The following is an 18,337-nucleotide window of genomic DNA, read 5'->3' on the forward strand; positions in this document are numbered from 1 at the left end:
CGGCTGCGGCCGCCCCTTCTTCATGCCCCTGGCTCGTCACGTTGCGTAGTCGTCGGACTGCTCTGCGGAACTCGCACAGGAGATGGCGCGGCGGTCACCGGTACGGGTGACAGCGATATTCACAACCATCGAGTTGTCCACAGTTATCGACCAAGATCCACACGATTTCCCGGATCGCTGCACCGTGATTCCTGTGCGGCCCGCCGACGGCGAGTTCCTGGCCGGTTCCGATAGCCGGGCGCGCATGGCCGGATTGGTTCGGCCGTTCATATGGAGGCCGGTTGCCGGTTCTTCACATGTATGCGAATCGCGGGGCCGCAGGGGCCCCGCGAGCGCGAGGCACAAGCAGCGAAGGGGGAAGCACACTGTGGCCGGAACCGTCACACACGATCCGCAGTCCGCCGCCGGAGGCCGGCAGAGCCGACCGTTGATCGTCACCGAGGACGCCGACCTGCTCGACGACCTGCTGCGCCTGTGCGCGGCGGCCGGCGCCACGCCGGAGGTCCATCACACCCTGCCGGACCGCGGCGGAGGCTGGGAGGCCGCACCGCTGGTCCTGGTCGGGGACGACGCCGCCCGGCGGGCGGGCGGGGCCGCGCGCCGACGAGGTGTGGTGCTGGTCGGCCGCGACCAGGACGACCCCGGCGTGTGGAAACGCGCCGTCCGGATCGGCGCCGACCACGTCCTGATGCTGCCCGACGGCGAACAGTGGCTGGTCGACCGGATCGCCGACGTCGCGGAGGGCGTCGGCCGGCCCGCGCTCACCGTCGGCGTGATCGGCGGCCGGGGCGGCGCCGGAGCGTCCACGCTGGCCTGCGCGCTCGCCGTCACCTCCGCGCGTGAGGGACTGCGCACCCTGCTCGTGGACGCCGATCCGCTCGGCGGCGGACTCGATGTCCTCCTCGGCGGCGAGACCGCCGAGGGACTGCGCTGGCCCGCCTTCGCGGCCTCCCGCGGCCGGGTCGGCAGCGGGGCCCTGGAGGAGTCCCTGCCCGAGCTGCACTCCCTGAGGGTGCTCAGCTGGGACCGCGGTGACTGCGTCGCCGTTCCGCCCCAGGCCGTGCGGGCGGTGCTGGCCGCCGCCCGGCGCCGGGGTGGCGCGGTCGTGGTGGACCTGCCGCGCCGGATCGACGACGGCAGCGCGGAGGCCCTCGCCCAGCTCGACATCGGGCTCCTGGTGGTCCCCGCCGAACTGCGCGCGGTCGCGGCCGCGGGACGGGTGGCGTCCGCGGCCGGGATGGTCGTGCGCGATCTGCGCGTGGCGGTACGCGGACCGTACGCGCCCGGTCTCGACGACCGCGAGGTGGCCCGGCTGCTCGGCCTGCCGCTGGCGGGCGAACTGCCCGTGGAGTCCGGACTTCAGCGTCCGGCGGACGGCAGGACGCCGCCCGGCGCCGGACGCGGTCCACTGGCCCGGTTCTGCCGGGAGTTCTGGGAGCGGGCACTGGTCGAGGCGGGTGCGGCATGAACACCCTCGCGACACCCCTGCTGGACGGTGTGCGGCAGTGGCTGGCGGAGAGCGGCGCCGAACCCACGCCCGCGCGCGTGGCCCAGGCACTGCGGGAGCAGGGCAGGGTGCTGGGCGACGCGGAAGTCCTCGGCGCCGCCGAGCAGTTGCGGTCCGAGCTGGTGGGCAGCGGGCCACTGGAGCCGCTGCTGGCCGATCCCACGGTCACCGACGTGCTGGTCTCGGCGCCCGACCGGGTCTGGGTGGACCGGGGCGGCGGCCTGGAACTGACGACCGTGTCCTTCCCGGACGCGGCGGCCGTACGGCGCCTCGCGCAGCGTCTGGCCGCCGTCGCCGGGCGGCGCCTGGACGACGCCCGGCCCTGGGTCGACGCCCGGCTGCCGGACGGCACCCGGCTGCACGCCGTGCTTCCCCCCGTCGCCGTGGGCAGCACCTGCCTGTCGCTGCGCGTGGTACGGCCGCGCGCGTTCACGCTCGGCGAGCTGGTGGCGGCCGGCACCGTCCCGCCGGGCGGGGACGGGGTGCTGAGAGCGCTGCTCGGGGCACGGGCGTCCTTCCTGATCAGCGGCGGCACCGGCACGGGCAAGACGACCCTGTTGAGCGCACTCCTCGGGCTGGTCGGGCCGGACGAGCGGATCGTGCTCGCGGAGGACTCGGCGGAGCTGCGCCCCGACCATCCGCACGTGGTGCGCCTGGAGACCCGGCCCGCGAACCAGGAGGGCGCCGGGCTCGTGACGCTGGAGGACCTGGTCCGGCAGGCACTGCGGATGCGGCCGGACCGGCTGGTGGTCGGGGAGGTGCGCGGCGCGGAGGTGGTGCATCTGCTGGCCGCCCTGAACACCGGTCACGAGGGCGGCTGCGGGACGGTCCACGCGAACGCCGCCGCCGACGTCCCCGCCCGCCTGGAGGCCCTCGGGACGGCGGCCGGGCTCGACCGGGCGGCTCTGCACAGCCAGTTGGCGGCGGCGCTGTCGGTCGTGCTGCACCTGGTGCGGGACCGCGACGGAAGGCGGCGGATCGCGGAGGTGCAGGTGCTGGAGCGGGATGCCTCGGGGCTCGTGCGGACGGTGCCGGCCCTGCGGTGGGGCGCGGAGGCGTTCGTCCGGGAGCGGGGCTGGGGACGGCTACGCGCACTGCTCCACCGGGGGAGCGAGATCGGGCCGGGGGCGCCGGAGGACCAGAGCGGGAGGGCGGAGGAGGAGGGCGTGCCTGTGGTGGACGCGGGCGGGTGCGTGGCGGAGGAGGACGTGGGTGTGACGGACGCGGGCGGTCGTCCGGCGGACGAGGGCGCTCCTGTGGTGGGCGGGCGCCGGCTGCCGTCGTGGAGTGGTGGAGGGGCGTGGTGAGCGGGATGAAGGACACGGCGATGAGTGCGGCCCTGGTGTGCGCCGGGGCGGCCGCCTGGCTGATGGGCGAGTGGCACTCGGGCGCCCGGCGGGCACAACTGCTGTACGCCACTGGCGGGGTGATGGGCAGTCGGCCTCCCGCGTGGCGGCGCCGGGCCGCGGATTTACGTCGGCTGCGCGGGCGGCTGCGGGCCGAGTGGTGGGCGCCGCTCGCCGGGGTGGTGCTCGGGGTCCTGGGGGCGTCCGTGCTGCCGGTCGTCGCGGGGGCGGCCGGAATGCCGGTGCTGCGACGGGTGCGGCTGGCCGGGGAGGCGCGGCGGGCGCGGGAGCGGCGAGGCGACGCGGTGATCGCGCTGTGCTCGGCGCTCGCCGGTGAGGTGCGCGCCGGACGGCAACCGGGCGAGGCCCTGCTACGGGCCGCGGGGGACTCCGAAGGGCTCGGTGCGGCGCAGGCCTCGGTGTTGGCGGCGGCGCGCTTCGGCGGGGACGTGCCGGGCGCGCTCGCGGTGGCGGCACGCCAGCCGGGCGCCGACGGGCTGCTGGGGCTCGCGGCGTGCTGGCGGGTCGCGGTCGACCGGGGAGCGGGTCTCGCGGCCGGGCTCGACCGGCTGGAGGCGGCCCTGCGGGCGGAGCGCGACCAGCGCGCGGAGTTCCGGGCCCAGTTGGCCGGCTCGCGCTCGACGGCCGTGATGCTCGCCGCGCTGCCTGCCCTGGGGATCCTCCTGGGCACCGCGCTCGGCGCCGACCCGCTGCACGTGCTGCTGCACACCGGGCCGGGACTGGGATGCCTGCTGGTCGGAGCGGTGCTGGAGGGCGTGGGGCTGTGGTGGGCGCTGCGGATCGTACGGGGAGCTGAGGCGGCGTGAACGCGGAAGTTGTCCACAGGCTGGGGGTGGCCCTGGGGGTTGTGCTCGCCCTGGCGTGGATCGTCCACCGAGCGGCCGCGGCACGGCGGGAACGCCGGGCGCGGAGGCGGCTGGCCGAGCTGCTGGGCCGGCACGCCGTGGCTCAGGCGCCGCGTGTCGCGTGCGCGGCGGTCGTACGGCGCTGGTCGCCGACGGTCGCCGTGGTCGGCGCCGGATGGGTGCTCGTCGGTGGCGTCCCGGGTGTCGTCGTGGGCCTGGTCGCCGCGCTCGCGGTGTGGCGTCGGCGCCGATCGCAGTCGGAGGTGGCGGCCGGGAGTGACGCATCCGATCCGCGCGAGGCGGCCCGGCAACTGCCGCTCGCGGCCGATCTCGTGGCCGCCTGCATTGCGGCCGGCGCCGGACCGGTGATCGCCGCGCAGGCGGTCGGCGAGGCCTTGGGCGGCCCGGTGGGAGAGGCGCTCTCGCGGGGGGCGGCGGAGGTGCGGCTCGGTGGTGAACCGGCGGCGGCGTGGCGGCGGTTGGCCGCCGCGCCGGGAGCCGATGCGCTGGCACGGCTGCTGGAACGGGCCGGGGAGTCCGGGCTTCCCGCCGCCGTTCCGGTCGCGCGGATCGCCGCGGACGCCCGCGCCGACCGGGCCCGTGGAGCTACCGCACGGGCGCGCCGGGCGGCCGTGATGGTCACCGCGCCGGTCGGGCTGTGCTTCCTGCCCGCCTTCATCGCGGTCGGTGTGCTGCCCGTGGTCATCGGGCTGGCGGGAGGGGTGCTGGGAGGGGGTGGCGGCTGACGGGAGGGGTGCTTGGGAGCGGGTGGCGGCTGACGGGCGGGAGGAGGGCGGGCGCGAAAGGCGCCGGACGAACGGCTTGAGGCCGGCGAAGACAGAGCGGGAACAGAACCTCATGGGGGTCGAGATGGGCAAGGCGGTACGGGCACGCGTGCGTGCACTGGTGTGGCGCATGCGCGGCATGCGCAGGGAGGCCGGGATGGTCACCTCCGAGTACGCCGTGGGGATCGTGGCGGCGGCGGCCTTCGCGGTGCTGCTCTACAAGGTCGTGACCAGCGGGCAGGTCAGCGCGGAGCTGCAGAGCATCGTGAAGGAAGCCCTCGATGCGCGGATGTAGGTGGTGGGGTCGGGGCGCGGACCGCGGGTTCGTGACCGCGGAGGCGGCGTTGGTGCTGCCCGTGCTGGTGACGTTCGCGATGGGGCTGGTCTGGGCGCTGCTCGTGGTGGCCGCGCAGCTCCAGTGCGTGGACGCGGCCCGCACGGGCGCCCGTGCGGCTGCCCGTCAGGACCCGCACGACGCGGTGGTCGAGGTGACACAGGAGGTGGCACCGCGCGGTGCGAAGGTCACGCTCAGCCGGGAGGGCGACCGGGTCAGGGTCGTCGTCGTGGCCCGGGCACCGGCGCTGGGCCGGCTGTCGTACGAACTGCGGGAGGAGGCCGTCGCGGTCGCGGAGGAGACGGTGGCGGCGGGCCGAGGGGAGACGGGACGGTGAGGGGTGGTGGGCCGGGTGCGGCGGGTCCAGGTCGGCGCGCGCCGACGAGGGGCGGTGGCCGGGACCGTGGGTCGGCCACCGTGTGGAGCGTCGGGGCGATCGCCGTGCTGTGTGTCGTGTTCGGCGTCCTGCTCGCCCTGGGCCAGGCCGCCGTGTCCCGGCACCGTGCGGCCGGCGGCGCCGACCTCGCGGCGCTCGCGGCGGCGGACCAATGGGCGCGGGGCGGCGAGGCGGCCTGCGCGCGGGCGGCGGAGGTGGCGAGGGACCAGGGAACGCGGCTGGTGCGGTGCGCGATGACGGGCGAGGTCTCGGACGTGACGGCGGCGGCGGGAAGGGGGCCGTTCAGGATGGAGGTCAGGGCACGGGCGGGCCCTGCGGGGGCGGGGGCACCGCTTCCTCCCGCGGCCCCCGCCGCTCCCCTGGGGACCGCTGCTCCGGGGCCCGCGTGGCGTCCTCCGGTTCCTCTCGGCGGGGCCCGTCCGGGCGCACCTGAGCCGGCCGCGGCTGTTCCACGTGAAACACCTCCGGCCCCTCCGCCCCCTCAGGGTGGCCCGCCGCGCCGTCCGGCCCTTCCTCCGGCGCTCCCCGCAACAGCACGGTGAGGAGGCGTACGGCTCCGCGCTTGTGGAGCGGATCGTTGCCGTTGCCGCACTTGGGGGACTGGATGCAGGACGGGCAGCCGCTGTCGCACTCGCAGGAGGCGATGGCCTCGCGGGTGGCGGAGAGCCATGCCTTTGCGGTGTGGAAGGCGCGTTCCGCGAAGCCCGCGCCGCCCGGGTGGCCGTCGTAGACGAAGACGGTCGGCAGGAGCGTGTCGGGGTGCAGCGGGATCGACACGCCGCCGATGTCCCAGCGGTCGCAGGTCGCGAAGAGGGGCAGCATGCCGATCGACGCGTGCTCGGCGGCGTGCAGGGCGCCGCCGAGGATCTCCGGGCTGATGCGGGCCTCGTCCAGCTGGTCCTCGGTGACCGTCCACCACACGGCGCGGGTACGGAGGGTGCGGGGAGGGAGATCGAGTTTGGTCTCGCCCAGCACCTCGCCGGTGATGAGGCGGCGGCGCAGGAAGGAGACCACCTGGTTGGTGACCTCGACGGAGCCGTAGCAGAGGCGGCCCTGGCCCCAGGGCACTTCGACGTCCGTCTCCAGGACGGAGATCGTCGTGGTGTCGCGGGCCACCGTGGAGTAGGGCGGGGCGGCCTCCTCGACCAGGGCGACCGAGTCCTCCAGGTCGAGGGAGCGCACCAGGTACGTGCGGCCCTGGTGGAGGTGGACCGCGCCCTCGTGGACGGAGGTGTGCGCGGCGCCCGCGTCGACCGTGCCGAGGAGTCGTCCGGTGCCGGCCTCGACGATCTGGATCGGTCGGCCGCCCTCGCCCCGGATGTCGGCGAGGTCGGCGGCCCGCTCCCGGCGGGTCCAGTGCCAGGCCTTCGTGCGCCGGCGCAGCAGCCTGGCGGCCTCCAGCTGTGGGAGGAGCCCGGCGCTCGCCGGGCCGAACAGCTCCAGGTCGTCCTCGGTCAGGGGAAGTTCCTCGGCGGCCGCGCAGAGGTGGGGCGCGAGGACGTACGGGTTGTCGGGATCGAGGACGGTCGACTCCACCGGCCGGTCGAACAGGGCCTCGGGATGGTGGACCAGGAAGGTGTCCAGCGGGTCGTCACGGGCCACCAGGACGGCCAGCGCGCCCTGCCCGGAGCGGCCGGCCCGGCCCGCCTGCTGCCACAGGGACGCGCGCGTGCCCGGGTACCCGGCGATGACGACGGCGTCCAGGCCGGAGACGTCGACGCCGAGCTCCAGGGCCGTGGTGGCGGCCAGCGCGAGGAGTTCGCCGGAGTGCAGGGCCCGCTCCAGGGCGCGGCGCTCCTCGGGGAGGTAGCCGCCCCGGTAGGCGGCGACGCGCCCGGACAGGGAGCGGTCGATCTCCGCGAGCCGTTCCTGGGTGATCACCGAGATCAGCTCGGCGGCACGCCGGGAGCGCACGAAGGCGACCGAGCGGACGTTCTGGAGGGTGAGGTCGGTGAGCAGGTCGGCGGTCTCGGCGGTGGCGGTACGGCGGACGGGCGCGCCCTTCTCGCCGTGGAGCTCGGTGAGCGGGGGCTCCCAGAGGGCGAAGACCAGCTCGCCCCGCGGTGAGGCGTCGTCGGCCACCTCCACGACCGGGAGGCCGGTGAGACGGCGTGCGGCGACGGCCGGCTCGGCGGCGGTCGCGGAGGCCAGCAGGAAGACCGGGGAGGAGCCGTAGCGGGCACAGAGGCGGCGCAGGCGGCGCAGTACCTGGGCGACGTGGGAGCCGAACACGCCGCGGTAGGTGTGGCACTCGTCGATGACGACGTACTTCAGCGACTTCAGGAAGGAGGCCCAGCGGGGGTGGGACGGCAGTATGCCCCGGTGCAGCATGTCGGGGTTGGTCAGGACGTACGTGGCGTACTGGCGGATCCACTCGCGTTCCTCGAACGCAGTGTCGCCGTCGTACACCGCGGGTCGTACCGATTGGCCCAGCGGATGTGAAAGTTCTTTCACGGCCCGGCACTGGTCGGCCGCGAGGGCCTTGGTCGGGGCCAGGTACAGGGCGGTGGCACCGCGCCCGTTCGGGGCCTCGGCGCCGTCCATGAGCGTCGAGAAGACCGGGAGGAGGTACGCCAGGGACTTGCCGGAGGCGGTCCCGGTGGCGACGACCACGGACCGGCCGTCCAGCGCGTGTTCGGCGGCCCGCGCCTGGTGGGCCCACGGGTGTTCGATGCCCGCGGCCTGAACCGCGGCGATTACCTCGGATCGGATCCGGTCAGGCCAGACTGCATGCTGACCCGCACGCGGGGGCAAGTGCTCCGTATGAGTGATGCGCGAAGCCCTGTTCGGTCCCGAGGCGAGGCGGTCCAGGACCGTGCTCGGGGCGGGGCGGGACGCGGTGTCCGTCGGGGATCGATCGGATCGGTGATTCTTGGCCATCGGCACCGAGTGTGTCACCGGCTTGACGGACAATGGGACCAAGGCGTCGTGCACGCCTGCCGGTAAGTGATTGAATGCCATCGCGGCTGGCGAACCGTCCAGGGGGATCTGCCGAGATGTCCCAAGGACGACCGCTCGATAGCAAGGTGCTGGAGGATCCGTGGACCTGTCCCTGTCGACCGAGACCATCGGCGATCGCACGATCGTCAGGGTCGGTGGCGAAATCGACGTATATACCGCGCCCAAGCTGCGCGAGCAGCTGGTCGAGCTGGTGAACGACGGCAGTTTCCACCTCGTCGTCGACATGGAGGGCGTGGACTTCCTCGACTCCACCGGGCTCGGCGTGCTGGTCGGCGGCCTGAAGCGGGTGCGTGCCCATGAGGGCTCGCTGCGCCTGGTCTGCAACCAGGAGCGCATTTTGAAGATCTTCCGCATCACCGGCCTCACCAAGGTGTTCCCGATTCACACCTCGGTCGAGGAAGCGGTAGCGGCCACCGACTGATCACCGTCCCGGGCCGAGGGCCCGGGACGGCAGATTCGTAGAGGCGGTCCGGGCTTCGGCGGCCCGGACCCCGAGCACGCCCGTAGCTCAGAGGGGGATGCATGGCCACCGTCGAACTCCGCTTCAGCGCGCTGCCCGAGCACGTGAGGACCGCCCGGCTGGTGGCGGCGGCGGTGGCACGCAGGGCCGGAGTCGACGAGGCCGTCCTCGACGAGGTCCGGCTCGCCGTCGGCGAGGCGTGCTCGCGTGCCGTCGGGCTTCATCAGCTCAGCGGCATCACGGCGCCGGTGAAGGTGGCGCTGATCGAGGAGGAGAAGCAGTTCTCCATCGAGGTCGGCGACGAGGCGCCGCACGCTCCGACCGGGGTCCGGACATCCGGCGCAGCCGCCGACGACCCCGACGCGGAGGCCGAGGAGGACGAGATGGGCCTGGCGGTGATCAGCGGTCTCGTCGACGACGTCGAGGTGTCCGCCGGGGAGCACGGCGGTCTGATCCGAATGACCTGGCCGACCACGCCGCAGCCGACCGCGGTGCTGCCCTGAAGTCACCCTGACGTCACCCTGACGGAGCAATCACAGCGAGGGCCCTGCCGAGCAGGGCCCTCGCTGTTTTACGCGTGAAGCGGCCCGGAATTCGTGAAGGAATTCACGATCGGTGTGGATCAATTGGCTGATCAGCGGCTCCGCAATTCGATCAAGCGTCCACACTTCTGGGGCATTACCACTTTCGGGTTCGCAGCCTTCCTGCGATCATTTGCGGTGAAGCACGGGACGACTAATTCCGCTTGCCGCGCCCTGTTTTGATCAGGACCGGCTCCCTACAATCCGTCCACATCTTGAGCTCAGCCCAAGCGTCAAGGAGGACGAATGGCGGGGCTTTCTACCCCTCATCGGTTGGACCTGGACCACTCCACAACCTTCGCAGCCGCAGTGCTGACCGACGGCAACCGCGTCATGGTGATGGTCATCGCGGCCGTGGCCCTGGCCGCCCTGGTCGTCGCCGGCGTGCTGCTGCGTCAGGTGCTCGCGGCAGGCGAGGGCACCGACAGCATGAAAGAGATCGCGGGGGCCGTGCAGGAAGGCGCCAACGCCTATCTGGCCCGGCAGTTGCGCACGCTCGGTGTATTCGCCGTGGTCGTGTTCTTCCTGCTCATGCTGCTGCCCGCGGACGACTGGAATCAGCGCGCCGGAAGATCGGTGTTCTTCTTGATCGGCGCGGCGTTCTCGGCGGCCACCGGCTATATCGGCATGTGGCTCGCCGTGCGCAGCAATGTCCGGGTCGCCGCGGCCGCCCGGGAAGCGACTCCGGCGGAGGGTGAGCCGGAAAAGGATCTCACCCTCGTCTCCCACAAAGCCATGAAGATCGCTTTCCGCACGGGTGGCGTCGTCGGCATGTTCACGGTGGGCCTCGGTCTGCTGGGCGCCTCCTGCGTGGTGCTGGTCTACACGGCCGACGCGCCGAAGGTGCTGGAGGGATTCGGCCTCGGGGCCGCCCTCATCGCGATGTTCATGAGGGTGGGCGGCGGCATCTTCACCAAGGCCGCCGACGTCGGCGCCGACCTCGTCGGCAAGGTCGAGCAGGGCATTCCGGAGGACGATCCGCGCAATGCCGCGACCATCGCGGACAACGTGGGCGACAACGTCGGCGACTGCGCGGGCATGGCGGCCGACCTGTTCGAGTCGTACGCCGTGACCCTGGTCGCCGCGCTGATCCTGGGGACGGCGGCCTTCGGCGACTTCGGGCTGGCGTTCCCGCTGCTGGTCCCCGCGATCGGTGTGGTCACCGCGATGATCGGCATCTTCGCCGTGGCCCCGCGGCGCGCCGACCGCAGCGGGATGAGCGCGATCAACCGCGGGTTCTTCATCTCCGCGGTGATCTCCCTCGCCCTGGTGGCGGTCGCCGCCTTCGCCTACCTGCCCTCGTCCTACGCCGAACTCGACGGCGTCACCGATGCCGCGATCCTGGACAAGGGCGGCGACCCGCGGATCCTCGCGCTCGTCGCGGTGGCCATCGGCATCCTGCTCGCCGCCGTGATCCAGCAGCTCACGGGCTACTTCACGGAGACCAACCGGCGCCCGGTGCGGGACATCGGCAAGACCTCGCTGACCGGCCCGGCCACCGTCGTCCTCGCCGGTATCTCGGTCGGCCTCGAATCGGCCGTCTACACCGCCCTGTTGATCGGCCTCAGCGTCTACGGGGCCTTCCTGCTCGGCGGTACGTCGATCATGCTGGCCCTGTTCGCGGTCGCGCTGGCCGGTACGGGGCTGCTGACCACGGTCGGCGTCATCGTCGCCATGGACACCTTCGGGCCGGTCTCCGACAACGCGCAGGGCATCGCCGAGATGTCCGGCGACGTCGAGGGTGCGGGCGCGCAGGTGCTCACCAACCTGGACGCCGTCGGCAACACGACCAAGGCCATCACCAAGGGCATCGCCATCGCCACCGCCGTCCTCGCGGCGGCGGCGCTCTTCGGGTCGTACCGGGACGCCATCACCACCGGCGTGCGGGACGTGGGCGAGAAGCTCAGCGGCGAGGGCGCGCCCTTGACCCTGGCCATGGACATCTCGCAGCCCAACAACCTCGTCGGGCTCATCGCGGGCGCGGCGGTCGTCTTCCTTTTCTCCGGACTGGCGATCAACGCGGTCTCGCGGTCGGCGGGTTCGGTGGTCTACGAGGTGCGGCGGCAGTTCCGCGAGCACCCCGGGATCATGAACTACACCGAGAAACCGGAGTACGGGAAAGTCGTCGACATCTGTACGAGGGACGCGCTGCGGGAGCTGGCCACGCCGGGTCTGCTCGCGGTGATGGCGCCGATCTTCATCGGGTTCACGCTCGGCGTCGGCGCGCTCGGCGCGTATCTGGCGGGCGCGATCGGGACCGGCACCCTGATGGCGGTGTTCCTCGCCAACTCCGGTGGTGCCTGGGACAACGCCAAGAAGCTCGTGGAGGACGGTCACCACGGCGGCAAGGGCAGCGAGGCGCACGCCGCGACGGTGATCGGCGACACGGTCGGTGACCCCTTCAAGGACACCGCCGGCCCGGCGATCAACCCGCTGCTGAAGGTGATGAACCTGGTCGCGCTGCTCATCGCGCCCGCGGTGATCAAGTTCAGCTACGGGGACGACGCGAGCCTCGGCATACGGATCCTGATCGCCGTACTGTCCCTGGCGGTGATCGTCGCTGCGGTGTACGTCTCCAAGCGGCGCGGCATCACCATGGACGACGACGATCCCGAGCCGACGGCCAAGTCGGCCGACCCGGCGGTGGTTTCGTAGGCCCTCGCACCGGGCTCGACCCAAGGAGCGGGCGGGTGGCGCGCGTTGACGCGTCGCCCGCCCGCTCCGCCGTTCGCGCGCTGTCACCGTGAGCCTTCTCTCCCTTGGTGCAAATGGCTGCAATAAGGTGAATATCGGACCCCGGTCATGCGTTTGCTGTGCGCTTGGCGTGTATGTTCCGGGGCCGAGAGCCATGGAAGGGGCCGAACCGGTGAACAAGAAGCTCGCGGCCGCACTGTCCGGCGGTGCGGTACTGGTGCTGGCGCTGTCGGGATGCAGCAGCGACGACGGCAACGAGAAGCTCGACGCGTGGGCCAAGCAGGTCTGCGACGACCTGCAGCCGCAGGCCAAGAAGATCGCGGCCGCCAACTCCGCGATCCAGAAGGAGACCTCGGACAACAGCACGCCGGAAGAGGTCCAGAAGACCGACGCGGCGGCCTTCCAGGACATGTCCGACGCCTACAAGGCGATCGGCGCCGCCGTGACCAAGGCCGGCGCGCCCGACGTCGAGAACGGCGAGCAGAAGCAGCAGGACGCGGTCAAGGAGCTCAACACCATCTCCTCGTCCTACGCCTCCCTGCGCAAGCAGGTCGACGACCTCGACACCAAGGACCAGGCGAAGTTCGCCGACGGCCTCAAGGAGATCGCGACGGAGCTGGACAAGCTCAGCCAGAGCGGCAACGACGCGCTGACGAGGCTGGAGGAGGGCGAGGTCGGCCAGGCGATGGCCAAGCAGGACACCTGCAAGAGCGCCTCGTCCACGCCGACGGCCACCCAGGGCTGACGTTCGCGGCGGTCGTGCCGCACGGTCACAATGGGGGGCGTGAGCAACGCCAGCCTCTCCGCCCTGCCCGCCATCGACCGCCCCGACGTCACCGCGCGGCTGCGGGAGGCCCTCCTGGGGGCCGCCTTCACCGCCGACGGACTGCTCGAACTGCTCGGCGCACCCGCCTACGCGGCGCTGGCGCGCAGCGAGGTGGTTCCCGCGCTCCGGGCGACGCGCGGGGACACACCTCTGGAGGTGCTCGTACGGCTGTTCCTGCTGCAGCAGCCCGTGCCGCTCGCGCGCGTGGAGGGCGTCCTGCCCGTCGACGCGTGCCTGGACAGCGGGTGGCTGACGCGGGTCGGCGGTGACGAGGTCGCCGCGGCCGTGGACGTGCGGCCGTACGGCGGGCTCGACGGCGAGGACTGGTTCATCGTGTCCGACCTGGGCTGCGCGGTCGGCGGCGCCGGTGGCATCGCGAGCCACGAAGAGGGCGTCGTGCTGGGCGTGGGCGGCGCGTCGACGACACTGGCCGGGATCACCGTCCGCACGCCGGTCGCGGCGGCCCTCGACCTCGGCACCGGCTCGGGCATCCAGGCGCTGCACGCCGCACAGCACGCCACGCGCGTGACCGCCACCGACGTCAACCCGCGCGCGCTGCACATCGCCGCGCTCACCTTCGCGCTGTCCGGCGCCCCGGCCGCGGAGCTGCGCGAGGGCTCGCTCTTCGAGCCGCTCGCGGACGACGCGACGTTCGACCTGATCGTGTCGAACCCGCCCTTCGTGATCTCCCCCGGCGCCCGGCTGACCTATCGCGACGGCGGCATGGGCGGGGACGATCTGTGCCGCACGCTCGTTCAGAGGGCGGGGGAGCGGCTGAACGAGGGCGGGTTCGCGCAGTTCCTCGCCAACTGGCAGCACGTCGAGGGGGAGGACTGGCAGGAGCGGCTGCGGTCGTGGGTGCCGCAGGGCTGCGACGCGTGGGTCGTGCAGCGTGAGGTGCAGGACGTCACGCAGTACGCCGAGCTGTGGCTGCGCGACGCCGGCGACCACCGGGGCGACGCGGCCGAGTACCAGGCGCGGTACGACGCCTGGCTGGACGAGTTCGAGGCGCGCAAGGTGCGGGCGGTCGGGTTCGGGTGGATCACCCTGCGCAAGCGGGAGGCGGCGGTGCCCTCGATCACCGTCGAGGAATGGCCCCACCCGGTCGAGCAGCCGCTCGGCGAGACGGTCCGGGCGCACTTCGAGCGCCTCGACTACCTGCGCTCGCGCGACGACGCGGCGCTGCTGGAGGAGCGCTTCCGGCTGGCCGTCGAGGTGGTGCAGGAGCAGGTCGGGCTGCCCGGCGCGGAGGATCCGGAGCATCTAGTGCTGCGCCAGAACCGCGGGATGCGGCGCGCCACGAAGGTGGACACGGTCGGCGCCGGGTTCGCCGGTGTGTGCGACGGGTCACTGACCGCGGGGCGGATCCTGGACGCCATCGCCCAACTGGTCGGCGAGGATCCGGTGTTGCTGCGCGACCGGACGCCGGCGCAGATCCGCCTGCTCGTGGAACAGGGGTTCCTGGAGCCTGCGGAGTGAGGTGAGTCCGGGGCGCGCGGAGGTGGGGCGCGCGCCGGAGCGGGGGCGCAGAGAGGGCTTGTACGCCGGACTGGGCGCCCGGCCCTGGCGGGGTGCGCCGGGGCCGAGCGAGACGCACCGGGGCGCGTGCGCAAGGGGAAGCGTGTGCGCAAGAGAGTGGCGTGTGCGCAAGGGAGTGGCGTGGGTGACGAGAGCGGCGCGTGCGTAGGCAGGCGCCGGGGTGAAGGGGGCGGCGCGTGCGGAAGGAGTGCGCGCTGGGTGCAAGGGCGCTGAGGTGGGTTCTGCGCGCCGGGATGCGCGGGAGCCCTCAGTCAGGTCTGACGCCGGCGCCTCGACCTCCGGCCGGCCGGAGGAAATCGGGCACCGCCACCCTCGGCGCGGGACGCGAAACCGGCCAACATCCTTCCCCTCCGCTCGCGCGGCACCAAGGAACCGATCATGGAAATGAGCGGCCGTCCCGATCATGGCCGAAGTTCGCCTGAGGAAGTCGCGGCCGAAAACCGTTGAAAAAACTTTCGAGAGCCCTGGCCCGATGAAGCGGGGCCTTGTCCGAAAGCAGCCGCACCGCCCCGTCGACCCCCCGTTCACGTCAGGTTCGCCTGGGCGCAGCCCGTGCGTGTCAACCTCCCGGGAATTGAACACTCGCCGACGGGAAAAAGGGGCACGCTCAGCCATGGAGAGTGGACCGGCGATCTTCGCGGGATTGGTGTTCGCCCTGTTCGGAGGCGGACTGCTGGTGTGGACGGCGACTCGGGTGCGCCGTCGCGAGCCGGTCGCCCACGGTGTGAACCCGGTCGCATCGGCGACCCTCGCGACCGTCGCCGCGGTGATCGCGCTGACCCTCGGAGCGTGGTGCTTCACCCAGCTCTGACAGCCGGGGAAGCGTTCCACCTGGGGTAATCGGTAGGGCACGCTCCGGATAGAACCGGTCGGTGCGGCGGACACGCCGGGCGGCAGGAATGGCGGTAGTCGGGTTACCGTTCGAGTGGCCGTTGCGGGCTTTTCCCGTTTGACACGGGGGCGGGATGTACCGTCACACTCCGCAGCGTCACCAGCGAGTGAGCCAAGAAAGGTGCCCTGACCCCGGGAGTGCAAGGCCTGGGGAGGCCCAGCGTCGACCGGAGAGAAGAGCGAAGTTGTCCCCGACCAGCGAGACCGCACAGGGCGGCCGCCGACTCGTCATCGTCGAGTCGCCTGCCAAGGCGAAGACGATCAAGGGCTACCTCGGCCCCGGCTACGTCGTCGAAGCGAGCGTCGGGCACATCCGCGACCTCCCCAACGGCGCGGCGGAGGTGCCGGAGAAGTACACCGGCGAGGTCCGCCGCCTCGGCGTGGACGTCGAACACGACTTCCAGCCGATTTATGTGATCAACGCCGACAAGAAGGCGCAGGTCAAGAAGCTCAAGGATCTGCTGAAGGATTCCGACGAGCTCTTCCTCGCCACCGATGAGGACCGGGAGGGCGAGGCGATCGCCTGGCACCTCCAGGAGGTCCTCAAGCCCAAGGTCCCGGTCAAGCGGATGGTGTTCCACGAGATCACCAAGGCCGCGATCCAGGCCGCGGTGGCCAACCCGCGCCAGCTCAACCAGAAGCTGGTCGACGCCCAGGAGACCCGCCGCATCCTCGACCGCCTCTACGGCTACGAGGTCTCGCCGGTCCTGTGGAAGAAGGTCATGCCGCGGCTGTCGGCGGGCCGCGTCCAGTCGGTCGCGACCCGGCTCGTGGTCGAGCGGGAACGCGAGCGCATCGCCTTTCGTTCGGCTGAGTACTGGGACCTGACAGGCACCTTCGCGACCGGCCGCGCGGGGGACCCGTCGGACCCGTCGTCGCTGGTCGCCCGTCTTCAGACCGTCGACGGCAGGCGGGTCGCGCAGGGCCGCGACTTCGACTCCCTCGGACAACTGAAGAGCGCGAACACCCTCCACCTCGACGAGGCGAACGCCCGCGCCCTCGCCGCCGCCCTGGAGGACACCCGGTTCTCCGTCCGCTCGGTCGAGTCCAAGCCGTACCGCCGCTCGCCGTACGCCCCGTTCCGTACGACGACGCTCCAGCAGGAGGCCAGCCGCAAGCTCGGCTTCGGCGCGAAGGCGACCATGCAGGTCGCGCAGAAGCTGTACGAGAACGGCTACATCACCTACATGCGTACGGACTCCACGACCCTGAGCGACACGGCGGTATCCGCCGCCCGCGCCCAGGTGACGCAGCTGTACGGCGCCGACTACCTGCCGCCCCAGCCGCGGACGTACGCCGGCAAGGTCAAGAACGCGCAGGAGGCGCACGAGGCGATCCGCCCCTCGGGTGATCGTTTCCGCACGCCCGCCGAGACGGGCCTGACCGGCGACCAGTTCAAGCTCTACGAGCTGATCTGGAAGCGGACGGTCGCGTCCCAGATGAAGGACGCGACCGGGAACAGCGTGACGGTGAAGATCGCCGGCACCGCGGCCGACGGCCGGGACGTCGAGTTCAGCGCGTCCGGCAAGACGATCACGTTCCACGGCTTCCTGAAGGCCTACGTCGAGGGCGCCGACGATCCGAACGCCGAGCTGGACGACCGCGAGCGCCGGCTTCCGCAGGTCGGCGAGGGCGACCCGCTGTCGGCCGAGGAGATCACGGTCGACGGCCACGCCACCAAGCCCCCGGCCCGCTACACCGAGGCCTCGCTGGTCAAGGAGCTGGAAGAGCGCGAGATCGGCCGCCCGTCGACGTACGCGTCGATCATCGGGACGATCCTCGACCGTGGCTATGTGTTCAAGAAGGGCACGGCGCTTGTCCCCTCCTTCCTGAGCTTCGCCGTGGTCAACCTGCTGGAGAAGCACTTCGGCCGGCTCGTCGACTACGACTTCACCGCCAGGATGGAGGACGACCTCGACCGCATCGCGCGCGGTGAGGCGAAGGCGGTGCCGTGGCTGAAGCGGTTCTACTTCGGCGAGGGCACCGTCGCGGCCGTCGCCGCGGACGCCGGCAACGGCGACGGGGACCACCTCGGCGGCCTCAAGGAACTGGTCACCGACCTGGGCGCGATCGACGCGCGCGAGGTGTCGTCGTTCCCCGTGGGCAGCGACATCGTGCTCCGCGTCGGGCGCTACGGCCCGTACATCGAGCGCGGCGAGAAGGACACCGAGCAGCACCAGCGCGCCGACATCCCGGACGACCTGGCGCCGGACGAGCTGTCGGTCGAGCTCGCGGAGGAACTGCTCGCCAAGCCGAGCGGCGACTTCGAGCTGGGCACCGATCCGTCCACGGGTCACACGATCGTGGCCAAGGACGGCCGTTACGGCCCCTACGTCACCGAGGTGCTGCCCGAGGGCACCCCGAAGACCGGCAAGAACGCGGTGAAGCCGCGGACCGCCTCGCTGTTCAAGTCGATGGCGCTGGACACGGTGACGCTGGAGGACGCCCTCAAGCTGATGTCCCTGCCGCGTGTCGTCGGCAAGGACGCGGAGGGCGTCGAGATCACCGCGCAGAACGGGCGCTACGGGCCGTACCTGAAGAAGGGGACGGACTCGCGGTCGCTGCAGACCGAGGACCAGCTCTTCACGATCACGCTGGAGGAGGCCGCCGCGATCTACGCCCAGCCGAAGCAGCGTGGCCGCGCCGCCGCCAAGCCGCCGCTGAAGGAGCTGGGCGAGGACCCCGTCAGCGCCAAGCCGGTGGTCGTCAAGGACGGCCGTTTCGGCCCGTACGTCACGGACGGCGAGACCAACGCGACCCTGCGGTCCGGTGACAGCGTCGAGACGATCACGCCGGAGCGGGGCTTCGAACTGCTCGCCGAGAAGCGTGCGAAGGGCCCTGCCAAGAAGACGGCGAAGAAGGCGCCCGCCAAGAAGGCCACGGCCAAGACGACTACGGCGAAGAAGACCGCAGCCAAGAAGACCACGGCGGCGAAGAAGACGACGACCGCGCAGAAGACGACGGCCACCAAGAAGACGACCGCCAAGAAGGCGACGGCTTCCAAGGCGACGTCGGAGGACTGAGCGGGCGGGGTACGGCGCTTGCCGCGGCGGCACGCACCCGCCCCGGCCGGCAACGGCCCTTCCTTCACCTGACGTTCGCGAGACGCGCGCCCCGGCACCACATCGGTGCCGGGGCGTGCGGACGTTC

14 protein-coding genes and 1 pseudogene are annotated in these 18,337 nt (G+C 72.2%); 14 read left to right on the forward strand and 1 reads right to left on the reverse strand.

The features are described 5' to 3' along the window. Nucleotides 1-367 precede the first annotated feature (367 nt). From ssd to ACIP2X_RS22195, 7 genes and pseudogenes are all read left to right on the forward strand, one after another. Nucleotides 368-1,468 (forward strand): septum site-determining protein Ssd, encoded by a 1,101-nt coding sequence (ssd, locus tag ACIP2X_RS22165; RefSeq protein WP_401675663.1) that lies wholly within the window; start codon nt 368-370, stop codon nt 1,466-1,468. Next, on the forward strand, nt 1,465-2,814 hold the full coding sequence (locus tag ACIP2X_RS22170) for a TadA family conjugal transfer-associated ATPase (protein ID WP_401675665.1): 1,350 nt from the start codon (nt 1,465-1,467) through the stop codon (nt 2,812-2,814). Before ssd ends, ACIP2X_RS22170 begins: the two co-directional genes overlap by 4 nt. Nucleotides 2,815-2,834: 20 nt before the next feature. Continuing rightward, nucleotides 2,835-3,680 (forward strand): type II secretion system F family protein, encoded by an 846-nt coding sequence (locus tag ACIP2X_RS22175; protein WP_401675667.1) that lies wholly within the window; start codon nt 2,835-2,837, stop codon nt 3,678-3,680. Next, a complete protein-coding gene (locus ACIP2X_RS22180) occupies nt 3,677-4,465 on the forward strand; it encodes a type II secretion system F family protein (protein WP_401675669.1) in 789 nt (262 codons plus the stop codon). Before ACIP2X_RS22175 ends, ACIP2X_RS22180 begins: the two co-directional genes overlap by 4 nt. A 124-nt stretch (nt 4,466-4,589) precedes the next feature. Then, a complete protein-coding gene (locus ACIP2X_RS22185) occupies nt 4,590-4,799 on the forward strand; it encodes a DUF4244 domain-containing protein (RefSeq protein ID WP_401675840.1) in 210 nt (69 codons plus the stop codon). After that, on the forward strand, nt 4,786-5,175 hold the full coding sequence (locus ACIP2X_RS22190) for a TadE family type IV pilus minor pilin (protein ID WP_401675671.1): 390 nt from the start codon (nt 4,786-4,788) through the stop codon (nt 5,173-5,175). Before ACIP2X_RS22185 ends, ACIP2X_RS22190 begins: the two co-directional genes overlap by 14 nt. Before the next feature lie 116 nt (nt 5,176-5,291). Next, nucleotides 5,292-5,489, forward strand: a pseudogene (locus ACIP2X_RS22195) (Rv3654c family TadE-like protein); the annotation flags it as partial. Between the two features lie 40 nt (nt 5,490-5,529). Here ACIP2X_RS22195 and ACIP2X_RS22200 read toward each other — a convergent pair. Beyond that, the gene (locus ACIP2X_RS22200; protein WP_401675673.1) at nt 5,530-8,196 is read right to left on the reverse strand and encodes a DEAD/DEAH box helicase; all 2,667 of its coding nucleotides are present in this window, start codon (nt 8,194-8,196) and stop codon (nt 5,530-5,532) included. Nucleotides 8,197-8,275: 79 nt separating this feature from the next. Between ACIP2X_RS22200 and bldG the strand changes: the two genes are divergently transcribed. The 7 genes from bldG (at nt 8,276) to topA (ending at nt 18,210) form a co-directional block, all read left to right on the forward strand. After that, the gene (gene bldG, locus ACIP2X_RS22205) at nt 8,276-8,617 is read left to right on the forward strand and encodes an anti-sigma factor antagonist BldG (protein WP_024885807.1); all 342 of its coding nucleotides are present in this window, start codon (nt 8,276-8,278) and stop codon (nt 8,615-8,617) included. A gap of 101 nt (nt 8,618-8,718) precedes the next feature. Next, nucleotides 8,719-9,159, forward strand: coding sequence for an ATP-binding protein (locus ACIP2X_RS22210; protein WP_401675675.1), 441 nt, complete (start codon nt 8,719-8,721; stop codon nt 9,157-9,159). A gap of 324 nt (nt 9,160-9,483) precedes the next feature. After that, on the forward strand, nt 9,484-11,892 hold the full coding sequence (locus tag ACIP2X_RS22215) for a sodium-translocating pyrophosphatase (RefSeq protein WP_401675677.1): 2,409 nt from the start codon (nt 9,484-9,486) through the stop codon (nt 11,890-11,892). Nucleotides 11,893-12,085: 193 nt separating this feature from the next. After that, nucleotides 12,086-12,676, forward strand: a complete 591-nt coding sequence (locus tag ACIP2X_RS22220; protein WP_401675679.1) for a small secreted protein — start codon at nt 12,086-12,088, stop codon at nt 12,674-12,676. A gap of 30 nt (nt 12,677-12,706) precedes the next feature. Next, entirely contained in the window at nt 12,707-14,236 is a 1,530-nt protein-coding gene (locus ACIP2X_RS22225; protein WP_401675682.1) for a methyltransferase, read from the forward strand. Between the two features lie 673 nt (nt 14,237-14,909). Further along, nucleotides 14,910-15,107, forward strand: a complete 198-nt coding sequence (locus tag ACIP2X_RS22230) for a hypothetical protein (RefSeq protein ID WP_401675684.1) — start codon at nt 14,910-14,912, stop codon at nt 15,105-15,107. A gap of 265 nt (nt 15,108-15,372) precedes the next feature. Further along, on the forward strand, nt 15,373-18,210 hold the full coding sequence (gene topA, locus ACIP2X_RS22235; RefSeq protein ID WP_401675686.1) for a type I DNA topoisomerase: 2,838 nt from the start codon (nt 15,373-15,375) through the stop codon (nt 18,208-18,210). The last annotated feature ends 127 nt before the right edge of the window (nt 18,211-18,337 follow it).

Origin of the sequence: Streptomyces sp. NPDC089424, assembly GCF_044749345.1 — a bacterium.
GTDB lineage: Bacteria > Actinomycetota > Actinomycetes > Streptomycetales > Streptomycetaceae > Streptomyces.